This is a genomic window from Magnetospirillum sp. SS-4 (assembly GCF_902729425.1).
Classification (GTDB): domain Bacteria; phylum Pseudomonadota; class Alphaproteobacteria; order Rhodospirillales; family Magnetospirillaceae; genus Phaeospirillum.
Genome location: NZ_CACVCH010000075.1, coordinates 1 through 21,339, shown reverse-complemented (window position 1 = coordinate 21,339; position 21,339 = coordinate 1). Strand labels below are relative to the sequence as shown.

Here is a 21,339-nt window from a genome sequence, read left to right as displayed (position 1 = left end):
TGATATTCAGAGGAAGCCCGTCCGGGCCAATGGAGAGTGCATTTGTGCGCCATATCGCCATGGCATGGGAGGGATGTCTTTTCGTCGGTTGCCCCTCAGTCCATGGCTGGCAAGAGTTGTCCGGCGAGACGGGGCGGGATCAACAGGAATATTTGTTGATACAATTTATATTTTGCCATGAAGAGAAAGCCGCATTAAATTGAAAGGCATTCGCATTCTTATGCGTGTGCCAAGGAGCGGAATATGGATATGGACAGTGTTACCCTTGCCGACCTTCGCCCCGAGCAGCAGGGTGAGATCGTCAAGATCGAAACCGAGGACGGCGTTTTCAAGCGCCGTATGCAGTCTCTTGGCGTAGTGGCCGGCACTCCCGTTACGCTGGATCGTTCGGCCCCGTTAGGTGATCCGCGCATCTACAGCCTGATGGGCTACAGCCTGGGCCTGCGCAATGCCGAGGCCCGGCAGATCCGCATCCGCGTGAAATAATCACCCCACCGACCTCGATCCAAGGGTAGCCGCACATGAAATCCCCCGTCACCGTGGCACTGGTGGGTAACCCCAATGCCGGTTCCACCAGCTTGTTCAATGCCCTGACGGGCGCCCAATCCGCCATTGCCAACTATCAGCGGGTTACAACTTCTTTGAGCGTGCGCGAGATTACCCATGGCGGGGTCAGCCTGCGCATCGTCGATGTGCCTGGCATTTTCTCGACCTCGTCGCAATCGCCGGAGGAGAAGGTCGGCTGCGACTATATCCACGGCGAGGAACCCGACATCATCGTCAATGTGCTGGATGCCGGCCATCTGGACCGCAGCCTGTTCCTAACCACCCAGCTGATCGAGACCGGGCTGCCCCGCATCACCGTGCTGAACATGATGGATGAGGTCCGCCGGGCCGGTATTCGCATCGACACCGCCCTATTGGCCTCGGCCCTTGGATCGCCGGTGGTGGAGACCTGCGCCCTGAAGAAGGAGGGCATCGACGCCCTGCTGGACGCGGTGGCGGCCATGGCCTCGGCAACCCCCGCTACACCTATGCGGCTGCACTATGACAGCCATCTTGAGGCGGCCATCGAGCGCGTCCAGCAGCATCTGTCCAAGCTGCACCCCCAGGAGCTGAGCCCGGTGCGCTCGCGCTGGCTGGCCATCAAGATGCTGGAAGGCGATGACGAGGTTCTGCGCCACGAAAGCAACCACGTCGGACTGGTCGAGGAGATCAAGGGCGAGCAGACCGCCCTGGCCCACGAGCATGACGAGGACACCGCCGGCCTGCTGGCCTCGGCGAGGTTCGCCTTTACCAACGGCCTGCTGCGCGAAGCCCGCCAGCAGGAAGTGGACCCCACCGCCGGGTTCAAGCTGACCCGCATCCTCGACGATTTCTTCCTCAACCGCACACTGGGTCTTCCCTTGCTGCTGGGTATCCTGTGGGTCATGTTCGAGACCACCTTCAGTCTGGGTGCTATTCCCACCGACTGGATCAAAGCGGGGGTGCAACTGGCCACCGATCTGGTGGACAAGACCCTGCCCGAGGGCATGTTCCACGATCTGGTGGTCAACGGCGTCATGGCCGGCGTCGGCGGAACCATCGTGTTCCTGCCCAATATCGTCATCCTGTTCTTCTTCATGGCCATCCTCAGCGGCACCGGCTATCTGGCCCGCGCCAGCTTCCTGATGGATCGGGTGATGCATCATTTCGGCCTGCACGGCACCACCCTGATCCCCATGGTGGCTGGGTTCGGCTGCAATGTCCCCGCCGTCATGGCCACCCGCGTCATCACCAACAAGCGGGCACGGCTGATCGCCATGCTGATCGCGCCGTTCATGAACTGCTCGGCTCGCTTGCCGGTCTTCATCCTGTTCGCCGGCGCTTTCTTCGCAGACATCGCCGGGACCGTGGTCTTCGCCATGTATATGCTGTCCCTCGCCGCTGCCATGTTGTCGGCGGTGCTGCTCAATCGCATCATTCCCGGCAGCGGAGGAGATGCCTTCGTGATGGAGCTGCCGCCCTATCGTCTGCCGACCCTGCATTCGGTTCTGCACCATATGTGGGACAGCGCCCAGGGCTTTGTTGCCAAGGTCACCGGCGTCATCCTGGTGGGCTCCATCGTGATCTGGTTCCTCCAGGAGTTCCCCCGCGATATCACCTATTCCCAGGATTTCGAGACGGTCATCGCCGAACAGACCGCGCTTCCCGACAGCCCGGAAAAGGAAACGGCGCTGAAGACGCTGAAAAGCGCTCAGGCACAAGAGAAACTGGAAAAGAGCTATCTGGGGCGTTCGGCCATCGCGGTAACGCCGCTGTTTCAGCCGCTGGGCTTTTCCTGGCGGGATTCGGCGGCCATCATGACCGGCTTTGTCGCCAAGGAAGTGGTGGTGGCGACCTATGCCGTCATCTATGCCCAGGAGAAGGGGTCGGACCAGCTGACCGAGACCTTGAGGGGCGCCATGCCGCCCGCCACGGCCATTGCCTTCATGATCTTCACCTTGCTCTACGCCCCCTGCCTGTCGACCATCGCCATCATCGGCAAGGAGGCGCAGAGCTGGCGTTGGGCAGGATTCTCGGTGGCCTATTCCCTGACTTTTGCTTGGTTGCTGGCCCTGGCCGCCAGCCGGATCGGCGGGACATTCCTGTAGGCCTTGTTCTGGTGGCGGAGTTCCTCCGCCACCTCTTGATGAAAGAAGTGTTGCGCCATGGCTTTGGGATCACTCTGGGATATAGGCGCCATTACCGTCGTGGGAGCGGGGGCGGCCTTCGTGGTCATACGTCATCTGTGGCGGATGTGGTGGCGGCCGTCCGACGGGGCGTCGTGTGGCGGTGGATGCAGTTGCGGCGCCAAGCGAAACGGCGACCGCACCGATTGTGGCTGACCCCGCTACGGAGAGCCGCGATGAAGGTGTCCAGCGCCTCGTTGCGTTCGCCGTCGCGTTTGACCTTGTCGGATGGATCGACGGTGGGCATCAACGCAGGCGATGGAGAGGTCGATCGATGAACGGCATCCAAGTCACGAACGAGGAACTGTCGCAGACGGTCGAAGCCGGGCGCCGGCGCATGGCGACAGAGTTCCGTGCCGGCTCGGTGCGCTATGATCCCGCGCGGGACGCCATCGAGCTGACCATGGTGGACGGCTGGAGTCTGGTGTTCCTCCGCTCGGCGATGGCCGAACTGGCCGAGATTCCGTCCCAAGACATGGGCAAGCTGGAGATCTCGCCCGTGGGCACCCATGCCGGACTTCCCTGGCTGCTGTTCCTGCGTCGGACGCTGGTGACGAAAATTCACTTCTGGCCCTTCGACGGCTGGGCGGTGCCGCTGGGACGTTCCGTGGTGGCTGAAGTCTATCCTAATGGAAACACGACTTTCCCCAAGGGGACCGCGATCCCCACCAGCATGACGCCTATTGCTTCTCCGCCTGGATGAGCCGAGCAGATCAGGAGGGTCGGCCGGCGGAGCAGTTTTCGCCAACCCTTGCCCCGGCCGTGCGGACCCAGGCCAGGCTGGAGGGCTGGATTTTCGGGGTCTCTACCTGACGTCACGGCATTTTTCCCATCCATCACAGCGAATCCGCGACCGATCACGGAGATCGGGCAGGGGATCACGCATTTTTCGTCACCAGTCACAATTTCCTGTCGGTGATTTCACGGAAAATCACGAATGGGCATTGCCGGACACCAGTGAATCCGTGAGGTTCAGCAATCACCAACGAATGGCAGGAATAGCAATTTGTCGGACAAATTGCCGGGTGACCGCAATCACGCGGGTGGCTGGACGGGGCGGGATGGGCCGTCCTCCCCGTCGTCGTCCAGGGTCTCCATGTAGCGCCGCGTCGCCTCGAGATGCGCGAGCAGCGCCGTGTCGCTGCAATTGGCGATCCAGTCCTGAATGACCGCCTTGCGGCTTTCCGGCCAGTCGGGCATGAACAGCACCGGAAAGCCGATCTCGCCCGCGACCAGCACGGCGGCGGGGCTGGCCGCCATCACCTCGTGCTCGCCCTTCAGCCAGCCGCTCCACCAGGCCCTGGCCGCGTCCGAACCATCGGCATGGGGACATTCGGCGGTGAAGCGCAGCGGCAGCATCGCCAGGCCGGCGTGATAGCCCTCGGTGAACGGGTCCATGTCCTCTCTCCGCGAAATTGAGTCGCCGGTGTCATGCCATCGTGGCGGTGCCGAGCAGGTTTTCGCGCTTCAGCGCCGCCGGCCAGCGCATGGCGGGCTCGATCATCTCCGGCGTGACCGCGAAGGTCGGGTGGTCGGGGGCGGGGACCCAGCCGCGCATCAAGGGCCGCTTGCCGGCGGCCTTGATCGACAGGTGGGGGCCGGAGATCGGCACCGGGTGGTAGCCGTTACGCCGCAGGGTGCGGCGTAGATCGACCAGGGTGGGGAGGGCGTTCTCCATGGTCAGCCTGAACCGCCCCGGGATTGCCGGAGGCTCCCACTCGTGAGAAGTCGGAGCCATGATGAGCAAGACGACGAACAAGTTTTCCCCCGAGTTGCGCGAACGCGCGGTTCGGCTGGTTGCCGAGCACGCCGGTGAGCACGCCTCGCATTGGGCTGCGATCGTGTCCATTGCGGCCAAGATCGGCTGCGCGCCCCACACGCTGAACGAATGGATCAAGAAAGCCGAGATCGATCGCGGCGAACGGGCCGGTATTTCCACGGAGATGGCGGCCAAGCTGAAGGCGCTGGAGCGCGAGAACCGGGAACTGCGGCAAGCCAACGAGATCCTGCGCAAGGCGTCCGCATATTTTGCCCAGGCGGAGCTCGACCGCCGGTTCAAGCCATGATCGCCTTCATCGACGATCATCGTGGTGCGCACGGGGTCGAGCCGATCTGCAAGGTGTTGCCGATTGCCCCGTCCACCTATCACGCCCACGTGGCAGGGCGGCTCGATCCCGCCAAGTTGTCGGCGCGGGCCCGGCGCGATCTGGCGCTGAAGCCTGAGATCACCCGAGTCTTCATCGAGAACTTCGAGGTCTACGGCGCCCGCAAGGTCTGGCGCCAGCTCGGGCGGGAAGGGATTTCAGCCGCCCGTTGCACGGTGGAGCGGCTGATGCGCCAGATGGCTCTGCAAGGGGTGATCCGTGGCAAGGCCGTGCGAACCACGATCAGCGACAAGGCGGCACCCTGCCCGCAGGACCACGTCAACCGGCAGTTCCACGCCCCGGCGCCAAACCGGCTGTGGCTGTCAGACTTCACCTATGTCTCGACCTGGTCGGGCTTCGTCTATGTCGCCTTCATCATCGACGCCTTCGCCCGGCGCATCGTCGGCTGGCGGGTCAGCCGCACCGCCCATGCCGGCTTCGTCCTCGATGCCCTGGTCCATTCCGCATAGCCCCGCATGTCGCGCATGAAGGCGATGCCGCGCTTGATCTTGAGGTAATGGGTGCAGAGCCGCATGGTCGGGTTGGGGAGGAAGCCCCGCACCTTGATGATCTTCTCGAAGGGCTCGCCGTCGCGGGCGGCGCTGTTGTATCCCACCACGCTGGTGTCGAACGGCTCGGCGGGATCGAATTCCAGCCAGGTGATCGGGACCGACCATCGCACCGAGCATTCGTGAACGAAGCGCAGCGTCTGCTCGAATTCCCGCCCGGTATTGAAGAACACCACATGGACGTCGGCGGGCAGTTGGCCGTCATGGGCGTCCAGGATCTGGCGCAGCATGTAGCCGGACGTGCGCCCGCCCGAAAACGACACCAGGGCGGGGCCGTCGAGGCGATAGGGATTGCGGGTCATCGCTGTTGTCCTGCCGCCTGGATGCGGCACCCGATCCAGCGCATCACCGGCACGGCCAAGGTTGCCACGGGCGTCGTCCAGCGACTTGCGCAAGCCCGCCACCGAGAACGCCTGACAGGGTGTGCCGCCCACCAACACGTCGATCTTGCCGCGCCACGCTGAACCGTCGATGGCGGTCATGTCGCCGAGATTGGGGATGGCGGGATAGCGGTGCGCCAGCATGGCGGAAGGAAACGGCTCGATCTCGGCGAAAATCGCCGCTCGCCAGCCCAACGGCTCCCAGGCCGCCGTCGCGGCCTCAATCCCGCTGCACACGCTGCCATAGACCAGCGCTTTGGCAGCCAAGGCGCACGACATCGCGCCGATGGCCGGGGAGACCGGCTCGGTGAGAGCAATCTGCATGGGAATGGTAACCGGGCTGTGGGTGGTAACCGCCGGCTGGTAACCGGCGAGGTGGTAACCTGGGGCGTGGTAACCGGGGATGGTTACCACCCGGCCAGGAACGCGAAAGGCGCGCCGTCCTTGGACTTGCGCGCCTCATGGGGTGGTAACTGGTAACCGGGTGGTAACCCAGAAATTCAGGCTGTCGCTAGCGATATTCTGCGCTGTTGCCCCCCGCATAGCGAAAGTGCCAGGGAGGACCCGCTTTATTTCGTGCCGCCCCTCCGCAATCTTTCTCTTGACTGCGATTGGCGCTTGACTTGATGGCGTCGCCGCCGTCCATCCGCGCCTCTCGCAAGCATGGATGGATATTTACCCCAAACTGCCCCACTTGGTCTCAGCGAAAAGTGTCCGCCTCGGCGTTTCTTTCCGACAATCAGGAATCAGGGACCAGGACGGCCTGAATATCGCTCTGGGAGAAGTCGTTGCCCTTGAACAGCAGCGGCAGCCCACGCCCGGCCGCAAGGGCGTAGGCGGCACAGTCGCCGAAGTTGAGGGCGGCGGGGTGACGCCCCTTGCCGAACCGCAGGAAGGCATCGCGGGCAAGCTCGGATTGGCGACGGTCAAACGGCACCACCTCGATGCCGACCCGCTCGATCAGGGCGTCGAGATCATCGGCGGCACCGGCTCCCGACCGACCGATCAGCACCATGGCGGCTTCCAGATGGCTGACCGCCGACAGGATGCAGCCATCGGCATCGGCGATGGCCCGCGCCATGCGCGGTGCATCGCCCTCGCCCTGCAGCAGCGCCACCACGGCGGAGGTGTCGAGGACGATCACGACGGCAGGCCGTCATCGCCGTAGAGATCGGCCTCGGAAAAGCCGGGATCGATCACCGGGCGGGCCGCGCCGTGACGGGCAATCACCATGATGTCGGCGAACAATTCATCCGCCCTGGCGCGATCCCGTGCCGGACGGCGGCGAACGCCGTCGTCGATGAATTCCGCCCCCGCCTCCTCCAGCGCCCGCTGAACCTCCTTCACCGTGCCGGGAGAGACCCGCTGAACGCCATTGAACGCCTCCAGCCGGCGAATGGTGGCGGCGGAGATGTGGGCACGACGAGCCAGATCATCCTGCTCGATGCGGAGAAGCGCCCTGGCGGCGCGAACCTGTTCGGACGTAATCATGAGCGATATATATCACCATGCGCTGTTTTGTGCAATTGAGCAGGAGCGGCGGTAAACCGCCCCTGCTCTAACCGTCACCGCGACACCGCCTGCATCCGATCGATCAGGAACTGGCGTGATCGTTTGACGGGCACCGCTTGCCCCCGCAGCCGCCAGGCGATGACGCAAAGGCCGTACAGCCAGTGCTGATGGACGGCGGAACGCTGCATGCCCACCGACCAGCAGATGACCTTCCAGCGGTCGCCATTGGCCCGCAGCCAGGCGATCTTGGCATCCACCGGATCGAGCCAGGTCAGCCACGGCAATGCCTCGTCCATGCGGGTGATGGCGGCAGCCGAGGGTGGCGGGCGGCGCAGCTTCACCTCGGCGATGCCGTAGGATTCCCAGTATTCCCGCACATAGGGCGGCCAGGTGCTGGCATGGCCCTGCACCCTGGATTCGGGAAGGCGGCGCAGGATATCGGCGGCTTCGGCGAGACGCTCCTCGACCTCGGCCGGAGTCAGCGTGGCTTCAGCCATGATCAACCTCCTTGGCCGGACGGGTGCCGTAGAGCTTTTGCCCAAGCTGGCGGATCAGTTCGCGCTCTGGCCAGGTGAGGCGCTGGTCATCCTCGGCGATGACCAGGACACCGCTTTCCCGCCAGCCGTCGCGCTTGACCCGCTCGGCATCGCGACGCTCGCCGCCGAAGCCCTTGGGGAAATACGTCATCGCGCACCTCCCTGGGCATCGACGGCCCAGGCCGGTAGCGCCGGAATGCTTGCAATGTCGCCCTGAACGGGCAGAGTCGGGACTGCCATGAGGATCTCCTTCCATGGGATTGTCGTGGTGTGGGCGGCGACGGGGGGTTCTTGGCGGGACGACCCGTCGCCGTTCGGCTCAGAATGGGATCGGGTCGCCCTCCTTCCAGTCGATGGTGGCCAGGCCGATGCGGGTGATCTCGGCGCCGGGAAAGGCCTGCTTGACGCCCAGCACGGTGTCGCCCAGCGCGGCGATCAGCCGGGCGATCTCGGCCAGGGTGAACACTCTGCCGTGACGGCAGACGGCACTGGCCTCGGCCTCGGTGCGGACGATGGCGACGATCTCGCCGGTCTCGGGCAGGACGCATTCCCACACCTGGGGCGACAGCGGCTGGCCGCCGGTTTCGGTCGCCGCCTTGTCCAGCGCCGCCCAGGCCTTGCGCATGCCCTCGGCCTGGACCCGGACATAGGTCTCCCGCCCGCTGGCGATGGCGGCTTCGAGCTTGCCGCGCTGGGCATCGAACTTGGCCCGCAGCAGGTCGGACACCAGCAGCCGCAAGCGGCCGATGCCCCATTTGCGCTCCATATCGGCCGCGATCAGGTCCAGGCCCTCGACCATGGACTGGATGACGGCATTGGACGGCGCCCACGGGTCGGAGGCGAGGTCATGGGACGGGCGTGCCGGATGGGTCATGACGGTCTCCCGCTGGTCTGAGGTGTGGACGGCGCGGATGGGCGCGAGATCCTCGCGCGCGCATACGCGCAGAGGGGGGTATGGGGGGAGGAACTTCCGCCGCAAACCTCCGCAAGCAAAATCAATGGGTTAGCGGTCAACCTCCGTGACTTCCGCACTGGACTTCCGCAAGCGAGATAAGCCCTGTGTTTCCAATTGGTTATCCCGTTCTGATCTGTCGATTTGCGGAGGTTGCGGAAGTTAACCTCCGCGGACTTCCGTAAACTTCCGCAGTCGGCGCGGAGGTTGCGGAGAAGGAACTTCCGCAAGACTTCCGCAACTTCCGCAAAGTTCGTGATTTCAATCGCGTGCGTCATCGCAGACCTCCGCAGGAGGGGATGCCGGCCGCAAGCCCTTGCGCTTGGAATTGCGGTCGACCACATCGACCTTGAGCCGGCGCAGATCGCACAGCCGGAGATTGGCGGCGCGGACCAGTTCGGTCGGCAGACCGAGCCGGGGCGGCAGCGCCTTGAGCAGATGACGGTCACGGGCCTGGGGGGCATCGCTGTAGGGATCGCCGGCATCCCAGGCGCGGCTGATCTCGGCCAGTACGGTATCGAGAACGTCGGGGGCCACCTGGGCGGTCATCGTGGCGGCGATGTCGGCCAGATCCTCCGGCACCAGAACCCCGACCTCGTCGCCATTGGCGATGGTGACGCCTTCGCGCCGGAACCAGCGGGCATCGGCCGAGATCAGGCCGAGATTGGCCTTGGCGTCATCGAGGCGGATAACCTTTAAATTATTAGTACTTTTTGCGCAAACAGCACCGTAGTTATGGCCTTCCGAAGCATTGGGGATGCTGCATGAGTTCACCTGACGCCCTGGGCAAGCTCGGCCATCTCAGCGGGGGCGGCGCTGGTGCGTCGAAAGTCAAATCTGCAGGCACTGCAGCGGTAAAGCTGGCCCCAGCGACTTCCAAACTTTCCGGGATGAGTTCGGGGGCTGCCAAGGCTTCCTCCACCAGCATCGCTCTCGGCAAAATTAGCATCCCCTACACCCACCTTACTGGGGTCGGCTCCGGAACTATCAACGTGACCTCAGCCGGGATCGCGAACGGGACCAAGCTGGTTTCATCCATATTTTCCGGAAAAGGGCTGAGCCTCGGCCTCGGCTTAGGTCTCGGCGCTTGGGGGCCTGCATTGCTTGCGGGAACCGTATGCGTTGCTGGGTATGGGGCCTATCGGATGTATGCCGCCAATCCAAAGGGCAAACCCCGCTCTCGGACCAAGAGTGGTCAAGAGACCGCCACACTAGTCTCCCAAGTCGCGTCAATGGCTGATGCTGTTTTCGCCGCAGGATACGGAGCATTTAGAAAGCTGGTATCCTCACCTGATGATGAAGCGGCCCTGGCTGCGGAGCTTACCGCCGAAATTGCAGCCGCCGAGAAGCTAATCGCCGAGGCCAACGAAGCTGAGAAGCGTGCATTAGCGGCTGGCGCCAATGCCAAGCAGGCCATCAAGTTAGCAGCTGCCGCCAAGCGGAGGGCAAAAGCTGCTTTGGACCTTCAGCATTCAACAGAGTCCAAGCTGGCGGCTACTCGGGCGCGAAAGCGGAAGGAAGCTGCCGCCAACGTGTAGCCCCTTTTTCATGAAGCATTATTTCCAGAAATAGGAAAACTCACAGCCAGATCGCCCCCGCACATAGTTGCGAGCGCCTCTTACTATTAGAGCAAACCAGTATCCACAATAAATTTCTCTGGACAGATTTCGCCTCAGCTTGCGAGAATGGGGGGCGTGTTATGGTATATGCGCATACCAGCCTATATCTCTCCGAAGGGACTCGGGGTATCTTCAGCAGAACGGTTTGTCGCTCTGCGTCATTGTTTAGGGAGCTGTTAGCATGCTTGACCAAATGATCATGGCCAAGGTCGAGGGAACCACCCAGGCAGCTCTCCTGTCGTCGATGACCGGAAATTCCTACACGGTCGGCCAAGTTACTGCTACTGGGAATGGAATGGGACACTGGTTATTCCTGAACCCCGCTGGCGCTACCGCTGGAAAGGGGGCCGTTGCCCTCAAGCTGGAGGGTGCCCGTCAGGTCGCGCAGTTGTCCGGGATGGTGGGCAAGACCGTTACCATCGGAAAAGCCCCCCTCGTTGCAGATGGCGTGAGCAAATGGCTTGTGCTGTGCCCCAAAGCCGGTATCGCGGCAAAGGGCGCTGCCGTTGCTGCGGGCGCTGCCGGTGCTGGTGGTCTGACTGCTGCCGCCACCCAGGGCGGCGGGAACGGCATGATCATGATGAAGCTCGAAGGCGCAAGACAGGCCGGGCAGGTCCAGATGATGACCGGCAAGACTTTCATGGTGGCGAAGACCACTGCCGCTGGGAATGGAGCCGCAAATTGGCTCTTCCTTCAGCCCGTTGGTGAAACCGCTGCCACCATGAAGGATCTGGTGGTCCTCAAGGTTCAACATGGTGCTGGGCAAATGCCGTGGCTGGTCGGCAAGACCTTCGCTATTGGCGAATCTCCGATGATGGCCGGTACGACGAGCAAGTTCCTGGTTCTCAATCCTGTGACTGGTGTCGCCGCTAAGGGCGCGGCCGGAACCGCAATCGCCGCCAAGGGTGCCATGCAGACTGTGGCATTGCAGACCGCCGGTAAAACTGCTGTGGCGGGTTCGGTTGCCAAGGGTGCCGCTGCTGGCGCCGCCACCAAGGGTGCCGCCGCTGTCGGCACTCTATGGACTGGTACCGGCATGAGCTTGGGCCTTGGTTTGGGACTCGGCGCTGCTGGTCCTGTCATCCTGGGTGGCGTCATCGCCGCAGCCGGTTACGGCATTTACCGCTACCGCAAGGCCCGGACCACCTCGGCAGCATCCGAGGTTGATGACGCGATCTCGGACGCAGTGACGGCTTAGGCAAGACGATATGCTTGCCCCTTACGTGTTCACACTTCGTGCGGTGTAAGCTCAGCATGAACAGGAGGACGTTGGTCTGTGACTGATGTCCCTAAAAAAGGTCGAAAGCGGGCAAGCTCCTGTTCCAATGCATCAGGTGAAATACCCTGCGCTGCTGCGTGTTCAAGCATTGCCGTGCCCCCATCGGAGCGTAAAGACAACCACGAAGAGCGTGGGGAACGAGGCACATTCATTGAAGAATGCCTCGCCCTCATGCCCAAGGTTGAAGCTGGTCTGAGTGCATACCGTTCATCAGCAATTGCCCATCTCGAAAGCCCACCAAGTAGCATCATTCGCTTCATGGCAAATGGTGCAACTGCCCATACTCTGACGGATTTGGCATGCTTTGCGACGGCGTTTGAAGCGGCCCTACTTTATGGGGAAACGGAGGGATGGACGGACAGTCTGACCGAGGTTTCCGAGAAGAGCTTCGCCATGCTGTCACTTCATCTGGAGGTGGCTAAAGCCGGGGCGGACTGGAACTCAGATTGGGACATTGATTTAGTTGCAGACCTGATGATCGCCGCCAGCTCGCTGGACCAAATTGTGGATAAAGTGGCGGATAACTCACCACACCAATCGGGCATGAGCGTTGGCGAAGAAAGCTCCTCGGCCCATCTACCCCCCAGCCCACAGATGTCCCAGGTTCAGTATCACAAGCAAACCGCCACCCTTTGGGATGGTCGGGAAAGTCTATTTCTCAAGCTTTGGAGCGTTTTGCAACGAACAACGGCGACATGGTCGAGTGTGAAAACGAGTAAGCCTACCAGCATGGTCAAACGCCCTAAAAAAGCTAGGCGCTCGCGCGGCGAAGACGATCCGATCCTGGAGGCTCTTCGCTAAATCAGAGGGTTGGGAGGATATCATGATCACAAGCACCGTGACTGGATCGAAAATCGCTGCCGCAAGTGCTCCAGGGTTGGGCAAAGCCGCCATCCTGATCTTGAGCGCCAGCATGGGTGTCGGTGTCTTGATCGGCTTGTCACTGGCGACCGCTGCGGGCGGTTTCTATGTCTGCCGCAAGTTGTCCGGTGCGGCTGAACCCATCACATAATGTTGCACTCATTCCACATCTAGGATGCAATGTCCCATGGATGAGGACGAATTGGCGTGGCTTGCATCAAAAATAGTGATTCCATGGTCTCGCCGGAACGGGATTTTCGGCGATAAGCTCTTCGATTTGAACGAGGTCATCACACAGTCGATGCGTAATATTCTCGACCCAAAGCCTAAGAAACTCGCTGCGGTTCATGTCAACACACCCCGTGAAATCAGATGCCGGGAATCTCTACCCTCCCTCGTCCATCTGTTCTTTTGCGATTCCTGTGGAAAGATTTTCCGCAACATGGCATCGGAACTTCACCACAAGCGGTTCTGTTCCTCTAGAGATGTGCAGCACCGTCAGTTGGGATAAGCGGATTTTCAGCCTACCGTCCCTTGCTCACGGCTTTGTGGCGATCTGGTCGATCCGGGTTATGATTTCTACCCACCGCATCCAGTCATCGAGATTGTTTTCAAACTCGATCAAAAGGGCAACGGAGCGACTACCATCACGACGGATTTCCTGAAATTTCTTCACCCCCAGAACCACATCCATATTCGGGCAGATAATCTTGGTGACGGCCTTGACCTCGGCTCCATGAGTCTCGAATTTGACGCCGTGCATGGAAAGATTGATGGCAGCCGTTTCCCGCTTCTCACCATCAGCACTGATCCATTGAATTTCCATGGCCCCGGTAGGCACTGCAACACGCAATGAGAACCGTCGCTCGACCTTGACAGCTTCGCTTTCCGCGATAAGAAGTTTCCGCCGCAATTTCTCCGCGTCATCAAGGGCACCTTTGACCTTGGCGTCAATGTACTGAGAGGCAAGGTCCACCGGAACGGCTGGTTCGGCCTTGGCAGTCGCTCGTCGCCGGTAGACGATCAAAGCTCCAATCACACCGCCCAACAACACAAGAACAATCCCCCATATGGGTGACTGACTGGTTTGCGTATCCGCAGGAGCTACGAGCTGGGGCGCAACCGGCTCAGCCATCCTTGTTTCGATGGGGGGGGATAGCGGCTTGGGGGCGGGTTGCTCCCTCGGCTGAACCTTCGCCGCGATCTCGGGAATTGTGGTAAGGGCTATGGCGGCTCGATGCTCGTGGTCGTCCGGTAGGGCTTCCTTGACGATAGCACTGGAATGCTGTTGCAAGGCCGTCATGGCCTTCTGCAATTGCTCAACGGGATTTTCCTGAGCAGCCACCCGCATCGGCAGATATTGGGCACCCGCTGCCTTGGCCCAGGTCTTCAGATAATAGGAGGTTCCGGACAAATCCCAGATGATCAGCCGATCACCGATCAGTTTGGCGATGCCCGGCATCTGGCCTTCGATCAGATCGATATTGCGGGCGTGGTAAAGAGCGCCGAGTTTTTCAAACCGCTTCCGCTTCGAGACCCCGGCATCCTTCATCTGCTGATACTGGCGGTTTAGATCGTCATAGCGGGGGTCCGCTTGAACCTCCTTGCTGAGATAGCCCAGCTTGGCATCCCAAATTTCCGGCTCGCCATCGGATATGATCACGGCCAGTTTCGTCGAAGGCTTCGCATAATTCAGCAGATAGCGGAAGGGCATCTCCAAATCTGTCGCTTTGCCAACCGTTTCAATGCCATCGATGGCCCGGTTCACGGCATTGATGTCGGTGGCGGTATCACGGTCGATGGCGAGGTGACGGTACAGGGCTTCGTCGAAACCAACGATTTCGATCTTATACGGATTGTCGAAGGTCTTCAGGAAGGTGAGCAGCCATGCCTTGGAGGCAAGTTTTGGATCATGCTTTCCAACCGATCCCGATTGATCGAACAAGATGATAATGTCCGGCTGTTCTTGGGCTAAAACTGGACGAACCGGGCCAAGAACAACACTGGCAATCAGGGCGGCAGCCAGAATGATGCGAGCAAGCATGTCCGCCTCCCGTCTATTCTAGGTTGGACAGAATGGTCGAACGCTTCTCCGCAAGAAAGTCCTTGATCTCGGTCTCGGCCATGAGCTTCCGCTCCGAGGCGAAGGTCGAGAAATATTCATGGATGCTGTCGAATTCGGCTGTAACTTTCTCGATCAGCTGACGCCGCAAGTCAGTGACCTCGGTCTGATAGCTGCTCTCGAACCGCTCCTGAAGCCTCGATTTCTCGGACTCCGTCCACGCCATGATCTTGGACAGTGCCAATTCCTTCTGTGCGGCGACGGCCTCATCCATCTCGGCTACTTTTTCCCGGCGGCGCTCGTCGATATCCCGATCCAACTCGGCCATCTCAGCCTCAATCTCACGCTGCCGAGCCAAGAGATTGGTGATGCTCTCATCGAGAGCGTCCTTGGTCCGAGTGAGATCGGCAACGTCGGCGGATAGTTCATCCACATGCAATTTCTTACGGTCGGCGTCGGCCTGAAGGTCAGAGACGACATCGGCCAGCTTCCGCCCACTCTCGCGAAGCTCGCTAACACGAGCCTCAACTGCATTTTTGGCCGTGACAGCAGCATTGATTTCGTCTTGCTCGGCAGCCAGCTTCTCGCCTTTACGGGCATCCACTCCCTGCTCAAATTCACGGATAGAGGCGAGAAGCGTATCTTCTCTTGCGGCAAGCGCATTCACCCGAAGCTGAAGCTCGGCCTTCTGCCGGGTCAGTTTCCCAGCGTCATCGATACCCTGAAAATTTATTGAACGGCTATCTTTGGGGGCTGGCTTTGTTTTGTTGCGATCAGCCAGTTTAGACACGCCAACCATGACGGCCAAAAATCCACATGCTGACAGAGCGATAAGAAGTATCGGCATAATCCCCCCCCCAAATGGGCAACGGCCATAATCGCTTAGACTAGCACATCCGGTATTACCGCCCATGCCAAAAGCCGATAGCCCCCAACAGGGTTGGTAAATGACGGTTTGTGGCACAACCCCCGGGTCGCTCAAGATATGAATCTCGCCTATCCCATCCACCGCGACCGGATCGGGGCCAGCGTCGGGCAGGCGACGGGGGCTGTGCCCACTACCACGGGCATCCCTCGCATCGGCAGCATCGCCATCGCCGCCGCCTCGTCGTTCAGCCGCAGTCCCATGGCAACGAGGCCGTGCAGGGCGGCGGTGGCGTAGACGAAGGTGTCCAGCGCCTCGTTGCGCTCGCCGTCCCGTTTCGGCTGCCACGAGCGGATGGGGCGGCCCCGGTCGTAGCGGGTGACCACCCGTTCGGCGGTCAACTGGCGGAAATAGTCGGCGTCCATCCGGCGCGGGAAATGGACGGCGCCTGGGCCGGGTTCGGTCAGGCGCAGGCGGGCGTAGAGGGCGTCCTTGACGGCATCGACGCCGACGATGAACAGCGGCACCTTGCCGCGCACGCGGGTGGGGCGCCGCGGCCAGACCGGGATGGCGGGGCCGCCACGGCCCTTGATCGCCCAGATGCGCCGCGCCAGCCGGGTGCGGCAGAACTCGTAGGCCGCCTTGGTGTGGTGGCCGCCGGTATCGATGCAGGCGGCGCGGATGGGCAGATCGGCGACGGATTTGGGATGGGCGAAGGTGGTGGCGAGATAGGAATCGAGATCGGCCCAAACGCGCGGGCCGGAGGGATCGCCCCACAGCACGCGATATTCCACCACCCAGGCTTCCTCGTCGGCGCCCCAGGCGATCACCTGCACCTCCAACCGGTCGCCCTGGACATCGACGCCAGCGGTCAGCACTGTGGCCGCCTCGGGCAGGCGGTCGCCCCAATCCTCGCGCCGGGCCATCAGCGGATCTGCGGGCACGGTGTCGCCGGCCTGGTCCTCCCAGGACTCGCCCAGCTTGGTGTTGACCCAGACCTGGAGCCGGGGTGGATCGGATTTGACGCGGCCATGCTCAGTGGCGATTTCCGCCCAGGTCTCCCACGGAGAGTACAGCGCCGACAGGTGGAAGCCGGCGGTGCGGCCATCGCCGGGGGCGGTGGGGCACCATTCGCCCGCCGCCAGCAGAGCGGGTTTGTCGTGCTCGTAGTGGATGCCGCCGCAGGATTCGCAGACCAGGAACGCCTGATCGCGGCGGCCCTCGGGCCAGCGGATGCGCGCCCAGGTGATCGGGGCCATGTCGCCGCAATGCAGGCACGGCACATGGTAATAGCGCTGATCGGAGTCCAGGAAGGCGGCCTCGATGCGGGAATGGCCTTTCAGCGTCGGGGTCGAGACCATGTAGATTCTGCGTCGGCCCCGGAAGGTGGCGGTGCGCTGGATGGCCAGATCGACCGGATCGCCCTCGCCGTCGGCATCGCCGGGGTAACCGTCCACTTCGTCCAGGAACAGATACCGCACCGGGGTGGAGCGCAATCCGGCGGCGGAATTGGCCCCGGTCATCACCAACTGTCCGCCGGGGAAGGATTTGCGGAACAGGCTGTTGCCGGCGTCCCGAGAGCGGGCGGGCGACACCAGTTCGCGCAAGCTGGGCGTGGTCTCGATCAGCGGATCGATGCGCACCGTGGTGTTGCGCCGGACCATGTCCAGCGAGGGCTGCACCAGCATGGTGATGCCCGGCGCGTTGTGGATGATGTAGCCCAGCCAGTTGAGGCCGGCCTCGGTGCCGCCGGTCTGGGCGCCCTTCATCAGCACCACCCGCTCGCAGGGGCTGGCGGTGGACAGCGCGTCCATCACCGCCTTGAGATAGGGCGTGCGGCCGGTGCGCCAGCGGCCCGGCTCGGCCGAGGTGGGCGGCAGCACCCGGTTGCGGTCGGCCCATTCCGACACCGGGATCGGCGGCTCGGGCCGGATGCCCTTCCGCCATGCCCGGTCCACCACCGCCAGGGCGCTATCACCCTGCATCGCGCAAAGTCCAGACCGGGGTGTCGGACAGATGCTCCAGGTGCTCGCGCATGAACCGGTCGAGCGCCGCGAAGGTCGCCTGGGGATCGGCGCCGGTCTGGGCGGCCAGCAGCGGCGCGGTGCGGCTGACCCAGGCCATGTGGGAATCGCGTTCCGCTTTGGCGCGGGAGAACACCGCCGCCGCCGCTTCCTTGTGCCATTGCTCGACCACCGTGGTCAGCGCCTCCAGCTTGGGATCGGCACCCCGAATGCTGTCCATGGTGGCGCAAGGATCGGCTTCGCCCAGCCAGACCAGGGCATCTCGGACCCAGCGCGACCATTCGGTGAAGGAGCCGAGCGGCGTGGTCTGCTGCGGACGGCCAGCAAGGTGGTGGGCGCGCAGGATACACAGAACCGCTGCAACATAATCCCCACGGCAGTCGGCCACCGTGGCGACAGGGTCGCGGTCGAATTCGCGCAGTTCGGGGCGCTCGACACCGGCATCGAGGGTGCAGCGGATGGCGCGCCGGGTCATGTCGCCCACCACGGTCAGGTTGTTGCCGGTGGCGAACACCGCCGCCGTGCTGGGCACCTCGATGTTGAGCGACTTGCCCAGCAGGCGGACCTTGAGCATGGGCTGGGTGAGGGTCTGGCAGAGCAATTCACCGCCGAGGCCGATCTCGCAATTGTCGATGGAGATCAGCGGATCGCCGGCGATCAGGGCTGCTCCCAGGCGTTTTTCCATTTCCTCCTCGGTCTTGCCTTGGGCGATGACCGAGGCGGGGCGGCCCGAGACGATCATGCTGGCGATATCCACCAGCAGGGATTTGCCCGATCCGGCGGTGGGGGCGTTGAAGCCGTGGAGTGGGGCCGAGGGCAACGAGCGGCGAATGGCGGTGGTCAGGATGCCGGACAGAGCCACCGACCGATCCGCCTCGCCGACGAAGGGGAATGTCTCGATCAGGCGCTTGAGATAGCCCAGTGCAGCCATGGCCTGATGGCGATCCGGGAATTCGGGAATGGTGGGGAAGGACACTCCCTGCGGATCGAACAACAGTCCGGTGGCGGTGTCGTAGCCGGGTTGGTCCAGCAGCGAGCCGTCGGCCCGCAGCGTTGGGGCGTTGATGATGCCGGTCAGGACTGGCAGCTTCCACATGCCTTCGCGGGCGAGATAGGTGTCGGCGATGCGCAACGGGCAGTCGGTCGAGACCCAATCCATAGCGCGGGAGTCAAAGCGCTCCCAATGGGCCGCGACGGTCATGGCCTCGGCAATGTGGTGGCGGTTGGCGACGACCAAGCGAGGGGCGTTGATCTTGCGCCCGTCGGTGATGGTGACGGCGGACGAGGCCGGGCGCACCACCATGCTGCCGCGTTGATAGAGCGGCAGGCGGGAGTTCATCATCGCCATTTCCCCCTCGCCAACGACACGGGGCAGATCGCCCGCCGTGACGCGGATGGTCGGGCGACCGGGGGCCGCCCAGTCGCGTTTCATACCCTCATAGGGATTGTGGTGCGGGGCTCGCTTGCGGGCGGATTTGGGGCGCTCCCAGCCGTTCTTCTTGGCCTCCCAGAACAAGGTGCGGACGGTGATGTCGCGGCCCGTCGCGAAGCTGGGCCACTTGTCGGCGGTGGCTGCGGGATCGTTTTTGGACGCCTGCGCCGACCAGCTTTCCCACAGGTCGGCGCCTGTGGGGCCGAGACCGGCATAGAGGGCGAAGCCGACCTTGATCCATTCGTCGTAGGGCAGATCGTCGTTGGGGATGTGATCGAGGGCCGAGGCGATCAGATCGCGGTCGGGCACGTCCTGGGCATTGGCGGAGATGCCCGCCGCCTTGCGGCCCGCCCGCTCGACTCCCTTGATCTCGGCCCGCGTCTGGCCGCCGATACCGCGCAGGATGGTTTCCGCCTGGCCGACCACGCCGATCCGACCGAAGCCTGGAAGATGGCAATGCCCGCGATCCAGACCGCCACCGGCTGCCCCGACACGGCGGTGCGCGATTTTCTCGACAGCACCTTTGGCCGCCACTTCGCCGACGACGTCGCCAACGGATTGTTCGCCGGCAAGACCCTGACGGTAGCGGTCGACGCGGCGGTGGCCCGCTGGATGGCCTGGACCATCAGCCGCCACACGGCGCGTGACACAGGCATCCCGCACGGGCTGCCCTACCTCACCGGCTTCGTCACCCATTTCGAGATCATGGCCGACACGGCAGCCTGACGCCCGGCCTCGCCGGCAGCACCGTCTAGACAGGAGACATGGATGACCGATTGTACCGAGCTCGACCGCCTGCGTGCCGACAATGCCGCCATGGTGCAAACGCTGCGGGCCATCGACCGCGCCGCCGCCGAGATCGAAACAACGGATGGGCCGACCGATGACCGCGCCATGTGGGCGGCCATTTACGAAGCCCGGCATCTCCTGGCCAACTTGGCCGCCTGACGCCCTGGTTTCTCCCCGCCCCGACCGGGTCCGCCCGGCGGGGCTCGAGGTGGTACAGGCGCATCCCCGCGCCGACACCCCGGAGGAAACCATCATGACCCAGCAGATTCAACTTTCCGAGACCCAGACCACCATTCTCGCCGCCGCCTGCTCCCGCGACGACCGGCGGGTCTTCCCGGTCACCGCCAAACTGAAGGGTGGCGCGGTCGGCAACGTGCTCAAGAATCTTTTGAAGAAGGGGCTGATCGAGGAGATCGCCTCCAAGGACGACGCCACCGTCTGGCGCGTCGGCGAAGACGGCACCCCCCTCACCCTGCGCGCCACCGCAACCGCCGATGCCGCCCTCGGCATCGAGACCGCCGACGACGCGGAACCCGAGGAAGCTGAGGCTCCGGCCGCCCCCCGCCGCCAGCGCGAGGGTAGCAAGCAGGAGGCCCTGATCGCCATGCTGAAGCGGCCCGAAGGCGCCAGCATCGCCGAGATCACCGCAGAGTTCGGCTGGCAGGCCCACACCGTGCGCGGCGCCATCGCCGGGGCCTTGAAGAAGAAGCTGGGCCTTGAGGTCACCAGCGAGAAGATCGAAGGCCGCGGCCGTATTTACAAAATCCAGGACTGAGGCAAACGGCCATGCCCCGCTACAGCGTCATCATCACCCGCGACGTCACCGAAAGCACCAGGGTCGAGGTCGAGGCCGAAACACCCCAGCAGGCTGAGACGAGAGCATTCGAGAAACTGTTCAACAGCACCGACACCGAGTGGGAACTCGACGAAGGATCCTGGAACAAGGCCGACGCCTACGTCACCGCCGCCCTGAAGACCCATCCTCAATGGTCGCAGACCGACTTCGAATACTTCCGGGGCAAGGGCTATTCCAACCAGCAGATTCTCGAATTCTGGGAGCGCGATCTGCGCCTCGGCTGCAAGCCGCTGAATTGGAAGCCGACGGTCCCCTGCTGGTGGCCATCCGCGATAGTGCCGGCAATGTGCTGCGCCGCCCCGACGTCGATGCCTGCATCGAGCATGTGCGCCGCCACGCCATCGGGGTGCTGGTGGTCGATCCCTTCGTCGAGACCCATGCCGCCAACGAGAACAGCAACGACCAGATGAAGGCGGTGGCGGCCATGTTCCGCGAGATCGCCCAGAAGGGCGATTGCTCCGTGCTGCTGGTGCATCACACCGCCAAGCCGCCGCAAGGCTCCAGCGACGGTCATGCCGGCAACATGAACACGGCGCGGGGCGCCAGTGCCCTGCCGGGCATCGCCCGCGTGGTGCAGACCCTGTTCTCCATGAGCCCGTCCGATGCCGAGAAGCTCAACGTCTCGGCCGAGAACCGCCATCGCTATATCGTATCACGATGCCGTCAACAAGACGCCTCTTCAGAACGCCTCTTCAGAACCCATTTAAAATGGATCATTGTGGGTCAGGTCCGCCCCTCACCATCCATC

At 62.9% G+C, this 21,339-nt stretch carries 25 protein-coding genes, 2 pseudogenes and 1 other annotated feature; of the genes and pseudogenes, 14 read left to right on the top strand and 13 right to left on the bottom strand.

Annotated features, from left to right (window positions below; genetic code table 11):
- The 4 genes from MTBSS4_RS22135 to MTBSS4_RS13890 form a co-directional block, all read left to right on the top strand.
- Positions 1-203: hypothetical protein (locus tag MTBSS4_RS22135; RefSeq protein WP_217425543.1), on the top strand; the 203-nt coding region annotated here is incomplete at its 5' end.
- A 40-nt stretch (positions 204-243) separates the two neighbouring features.
- On the top strand, positions 244-486 hold the full coding sequence (locus MTBSS4_RS13900) for a FeoA family protein (RefSeq protein ID WP_254432553.1): 243 nt from the start codon (positions 244-246) through the stop codon (positions 484-486).
- Between the two features lie 35 nt (positions 487-521).
- Entirely contained in the window at positions 522-2,633 is a 2,112-nt protein-coding gene (gene feoB, locus MTBSS4_RS13895) for a ferrous iron transport protein B (RefSeq protein WP_173984008.1), read from the top strand.
- Positions 2,634-2,985: 352 nt separating this feature from the next.
- Entirely contained in the window at positions 2,986-3,414 is a 429-nt protein-coding gene (locus MTBSS4_RS13890; RefSeq protein ID WP_173984007.1) for a hypothetical protein, read from the top strand.
- 332 nt (positions 3,415-3,746) lie between these two features.
- Here MTBSS4_RS13890 and MTBSS4_RS13885 read toward each other — a convergent pair whose 3' ends face one another.
- Entirely contained in the window at positions 3,747-4,109 is a 363-nt protein-coding gene (locus MTBSS4_RS13885; protein WP_173984006.1) for a hypothetical protein, read from the bottom strand.
- Positions 4,110-4,140: 31 nt separating this feature from the next.
- Positions 4,141-4,389, bottom strand: a complete 249-nt coding sequence (locus MTBSS4_RS13880; protein ID WP_173984005.1) for a hypothetical protein — start codon at positions 4,387-4,389, stop codon at positions 4,141-4,143.
- A gap of 61 nt (positions 4,390-4,450) precedes the next feature.
- On the opposite strand from MTBSS4_RS13880, the pseudogene MTBSS4_RS13875 reads away from it, so the two are divergent.
- A pseudogene (locus MTBSS4_RS13875) lies at positions 4,451-5,310 on the top strand (IS3 family transposase); the annotation flags it as partial.
- Positions 4,732-4,848, top strand: a sequence feature (AL1L pseudoknot). (Overlaps the previous pseudogene by 117 nt.)
- Before the next feature lie 473 nt (positions 5,311-5,783).
- On the opposite strand, the pseudogene MTBSS4_RS13865 reads toward MTBSS4_RS13875, so the two are convergent.
- From MTBSS4_RS13865 to MTBSS4_RS13835, 7 genes and pseudogenes are all read right to left on the bottom strand, one after another.
- Positions 5,784-6,083, bottom strand: a pseudogene (locus MTBSS4_RS13865) (DNA cytosine methyltransferase); the annotation flags it as partial.
- A gap of 460 nt (positions 6,084-6,543) precedes the next feature.
- On the bottom strand, positions 6,544-6,948 hold the full coding sequence (locus MTBSS4_RS13860; RefSeq protein WP_173984004.1) for a type II toxin-antitoxin system VapC family toxin: 405 nt from the start codon (positions 6,946-6,948) through the stop codon (positions 6,544-6,546).
- On the bottom strand, positions 6,945-7,295 hold the full coding sequence (locus MTBSS4_RS13855) for a helix-turn-helix transcriptional regulator (RefSeq protein ID WP_173984003.1): 351 nt from the start codon (positions 7,293-7,295) through the stop codon (positions 6,945-6,947). The genes MTBSS4_RS13860 and MTBSS4_RS13855 overlap by 4 nt, the downstream gene beginning before the upstream one ends.
- A gap of 74 nt (positions 7,296-7,369) precedes the next feature.
- Positions 7,370-7,813 carry a DUF6362 family protein gene (locus MTBSS4_RS13850; protein ID WP_173984002.1) on the bottom strand — a complete coding sequence of 148 codons (444 nt, stop codon included), beginning with the start codon at positions 7,811-7,813 and terminating at the stop codon, positions 7,370-7,372.
- Positions 7,806-8,003: a hypothetical protein gene (locus tag MTBSS4_RS13845; RefSeq protein WP_008617149.1), complete on the bottom strand. Its 198-nt coding sequence runs from the start codon at positions 8,001-8,003 to the stop codon at positions 7,806-7,808. The genes MTBSS4_RS13850 and MTBSS4_RS13845 overlap by 8 nt, the downstream gene beginning before the upstream one ends.
- Positions 8,004-8,171: 168 nt before the next feature.
- A complete protein-coding gene (locus MTBSS4_RS13840; protein ID WP_173984001.1) occupies positions 8,172-8,726 on the bottom strand; it encodes a hypothetical protein in 555 nt (184 codons plus the stop codon).
- 339 nt (positions 8,727-9,065) lie between these two features.
- Positions 9,066-9,578, bottom strand: a complete 513-nt coding sequence (locus MTBSS4_RS13835) for a hypothetical protein (RefSeq protein ID WP_173984000.1) — start codon at positions 9,576-9,578, stop codon at positions 9,066-9,068.
- Between MTBSS4_RS13835 and MTBSS4_RS13830 the strand changes: the two genes are divergently transcribed.
- The 5 genes from MTBSS4_RS13830 (at position 9,569) to MTBSS4_RS13810 (ending at position 13,074) form a co-directional block, all read left to right on the top strand.
- Positions 9,569-10,342: a hypothetical protein gene (locus MTBSS4_RS13830; RefSeq protein WP_173983999.1), complete on the top strand. Its 774-nt coding sequence runs from the start codon at positions 9,569-9,571 to the stop codon at positions 10,340-10,342. The genes MTBSS4_RS13835 and MTBSS4_RS13830 overlap by 10 nt on opposite strands.
- A 262-nt stretch (positions 10,343-10,604) precedes the next feature.
- Entirely contained in the window at positions 10,605-11,621 is a 1,017-nt protein-coding gene (gene mamD / locus MTBSS4_RS13825) for a magnetosome protein MamD (RefSeq protein WP_008621324.1), read from the top strand.
- A 252-nt stretch (positions 11,622-11,873) separates the two neighbouring features.
- Positions 11,874-12,503 carry a hypothetical protein gene (locus MTBSS4_RS13820; protein ID WP_173983998.1) on the top strand — a complete coding sequence of 210 codons (630 nt, stop codon included), beginning with the start codon at positions 11,874-11,876 and terminating at the stop codon, positions 12,501-12,503.
- Between the two features lie 22 nt (positions 12,504-12,525).
- The gene (locus MTBSS4_RS13815; protein WP_008621331.1) at positions 12,526-12,714 is read left to right on the top strand and encodes a hypothetical protein; all 189 of its coding nucleotides are present in this window, start codon (positions 12,526-12,528) and stop codon (positions 12,712-12,714) included.
- Between the two features lie 36 nt (positions 12,715-12,750).
- Complete coding sequence (locus MTBSS4_RS13810; protein ID WP_173983997.1) at positions 12,751-13,074, top strand: hypothetical protein; 324 nt, start codon at positions 12,751-12,753, stop codon at positions 13,072-13,074.
- Between the two features lie 27 nt (positions 13,075-13,101).
- Here MTBSS4_RS13810 and MTBSS4_RS13805 read toward each other — a convergent pair whose 3' ends face one another.
- From MTBSS4_RS13805 to MTBSS4_RS13790, 4 genes are all read right to left on the bottom strand, one after another.
- Positions 13,102-14,607 carry a vWA domain-containing protein gene (locus MTBSS4_RS13805; protein WP_173983996.1) on the bottom strand — a complete coding sequence of 502 codons (1,506 nt, stop codon included), beginning with the start codon at positions 14,605-14,607 and terminating at the stop codon, positions 13,102-13,104.
- A gap of 13 nt (positions 14,608-14,620) precedes the next feature.
- The gene (locus MTBSS4_RS13800) at positions 14,621-15,472 is read right to left on the bottom strand and encodes a hypothetical protein (protein ID WP_152426999.1); all 852 of its coding nucleotides are present in this window, start codon (positions 15,470-15,472) and stop codon (positions 14,621-14,623) included.
- Between the two features lie 149 nt (positions 15,473-15,621).
- Positions 15,622-17,475 (bottom strand): phage terminase large subunit family protein, encoded by a 1,854-nt coding sequence (locus MTBSS4_RS13795; RefSeq protein WP_173983995.1) that lies wholly within the window; start codon positions 17,473-17,475, stop codon positions 15,622-15,624.
- Positions 17,465-19,372, bottom strand: a complete 1,908-nt coding sequence (locus MTBSS4_RS13790; RefSeq protein ID WP_254432552.1) for a PriCT-2 domain-containing protein — start codon at positions 19,370-19,372, stop codon at positions 17,465-17,467. The genes MTBSS4_RS13795 and MTBSS4_RS13790 overlap by 11 nt, the downstream gene beginning before the upstream one ends.
- A gap of 30 nt (positions 19,373-19,402) precedes the next feature.
- Here MTBSS4_RS13790 and MTBSS4_RS13785 point away from each other — a divergent pair, with 30 nt between their 5' ends.
- The 4 genes from MTBSS4_RS13785 to MTBSS4_RS13770 all read left to right on the top strand — a co-directional run.
- A complete protein-coding gene (locus tag MTBSS4_RS13785) occupies positions 19,403-19,672 on the top strand; it encodes a hypothetical protein (RefSeq protein WP_254432551.1) in 270 nt (89 codons plus the stop codon).
- Positions 19,673-19,714: 42 nt separating this feature from the next.
- Positions 19,715-19,894, top strand: coding sequence for a hypothetical protein (locus MTBSS4_RS13780; RefSeq protein ID WP_173983993.1), 180 nt, complete (start codon positions 19,715-19,717; stop codon positions 19,892-19,894).
- Between the two features lie 94 nt (positions 19,895-19,988).
- On the top strand, positions 19,989-20,510 hold the full coding sequence (locus MTBSS4_RS13775) for a DUF3489 domain-containing protein (protein ID WP_173983992.1): 522 nt from the start codon (positions 19,989-19,991) through the stop codon (positions 20,508-20,510).
- A 340-nt stretch (positions 20,511-20,850) separates the two neighbouring features.
- Positions 20,851-21,339 (top strand): AAA family ATPase (locus MTBSS4_RS13770; RefSeq protein WP_368667784.1); only part of this gene is annotated, 489 nt, incomplete at its 3' end.

What these genes read in the sequence shown, in the direction of transcription:
- MTBSS4_RS13900 (WP_254432553.1), top strand. Translation starts at nt 244, where the DNA reads ATGGATATGGACAGTGTTACCCTTGCCGACCTTCGCCCCGAGCAGCAG.
- feoB (WP_173984008.1), top strand. Translation starts at nt 522, where the DNA reads ATGAAATCCCCCGTCACCGTGGCACTGGTGGGTAACCCCAATGCCGGT.
- MTBSS4_RS13890 (WP_173984007.1), top strand. Translation starts at nt 2,986, where the DNA reads ATGAACGGCATCCAAGTCACGAACGAGGAACTGTCGCAGACGGTCGAA.
- MTBSS4_RS13885 (WP_173984006.1), bottom strand. Translation starts at nt 4,109, where the DNA reads ATGGACCCGTTCACCGAGGGCTATCACGCCGGCCTGGCGATGCTGCCG.
- MTBSS4_RS13880 (WP_173984005.1), bottom strand. Translation starts at nt 4,389, where the DNA reads ATGGAGAACGCCCTCCCCACCCTGGTCGATCTACGCCGCACCCTGCGG.
- MTBSS4_RS13855 (WP_173984003.1), bottom strand. Translation starts at nt 7,295, where the DNA reads ATGATTACGTCCGAACAGGTTCGCGCCGCCAGGGCGCTTCTCCGCATC.
- MTBSS4_RS13850 (WP_173984002.1), bottom strand. Translation starts at nt 7,813, where the DNA reads ATGGCTGAAGCCACGCTGACTCCGGCCGAGGTCGAGGAGCGTCTCGCC.
- MTBSS4_RS13845 (WP_008617149.1), bottom strand. Translation starts at nt 8,003, where the DNA reads ATGACGTATTTCCCCAAGGGCTTCGGCGGCGAGCGTCGCGATGCCGAG.
- MTBSS4_RS13840 (WP_173984001.1), bottom strand. Translation starts at nt 8,726, where the DNA reads ATGACCCATCCGGCACGCCCGTCCCATGACCTCGCCTCCGACCCGTGG.
- MTBSS4_RS13830 (WP_173983999.1), top strand. Translation starts at nt 9,569, where the DNA reads ATGAGTTCACCTGACGCCCTGGGCAAGCTCGGCCATCTCAGCGGGGGC.
- mamD (WP_008621324.1), top strand. Translation starts at nt 10,605, where the DNA reads ATGCTTGACCAAATGATCATGGCCAAGGTCGAGGGAACCACCCAGGCA.
- MTBSS4_RS13820 (WP_173983998.1), top strand. Translation starts at nt 11,874, where the DNA reads ATGCCCAAGGTTGAAGCTGGTCTGAGTGCATACCGTTCATCAGCAATT.
- MTBSS4_RS13815 (WP_008621331.1), top strand. Translation starts at nt 12,526, where the DNA reads ATGATCACAAGCACCGTGACTGGATCGAAAATCGCTGCCGCAAGTGCT.
- MTBSS4_RS13810 (WP_173983997.1), top strand. Translation starts at nt 12,751, where the DNA reads ATGGATGAGGACGAATTGGCGTGGCTTGCATCAAAAATAGTGATTCCA.
- MTBSS4_RS13805 (WP_173983996.1), bottom strand. Translation starts at nt 14,607, where the DNA reads ATGCTTGCTCGCATCATTCTGGCTGCCGCCCTGATTGCCAGTGTTGTT.
- MTBSS4_RS13800 (WP_152426999.1), bottom strand. Translation starts at nt 15,472, where the DNA reads ATGCCGATACTTCTTATCGCTCTGTCAGCATGTGGATTTTTGGCCGTC.
- MTBSS4_RS13795 (WP_173983995.1), bottom strand. Translation starts at nt 17,475, where the DNA reads ATGCAGGGTGATAGCGCCCTGGCGGTGGTGGACCGGGCATGGCGGAAG.
- MTBSS4_RS13785 (WP_254432551.1), top strand. Translation starts at nt 19,403, where the DNA reads ATGCCCGCGATCCAGACCGCCACCGGCTGCCCCGACACGGCGGTGCGC.
- MTBSS4_RS13780 (WP_173983993.1), top strand. Translation starts at nt 19,715, where the DNA reads ATGACCGATTGTACCGAGCTCGACCGCCTGCGTGCCGACAATGCCGCC.
- MTBSS4_RS13775 (WP_173983992.1), top strand. Translation starts at nt 19,989, where the DNA reads ATGACCCAGCAGATTCAACTTTCCGAGACCCAGACCACCATTCTCGCC.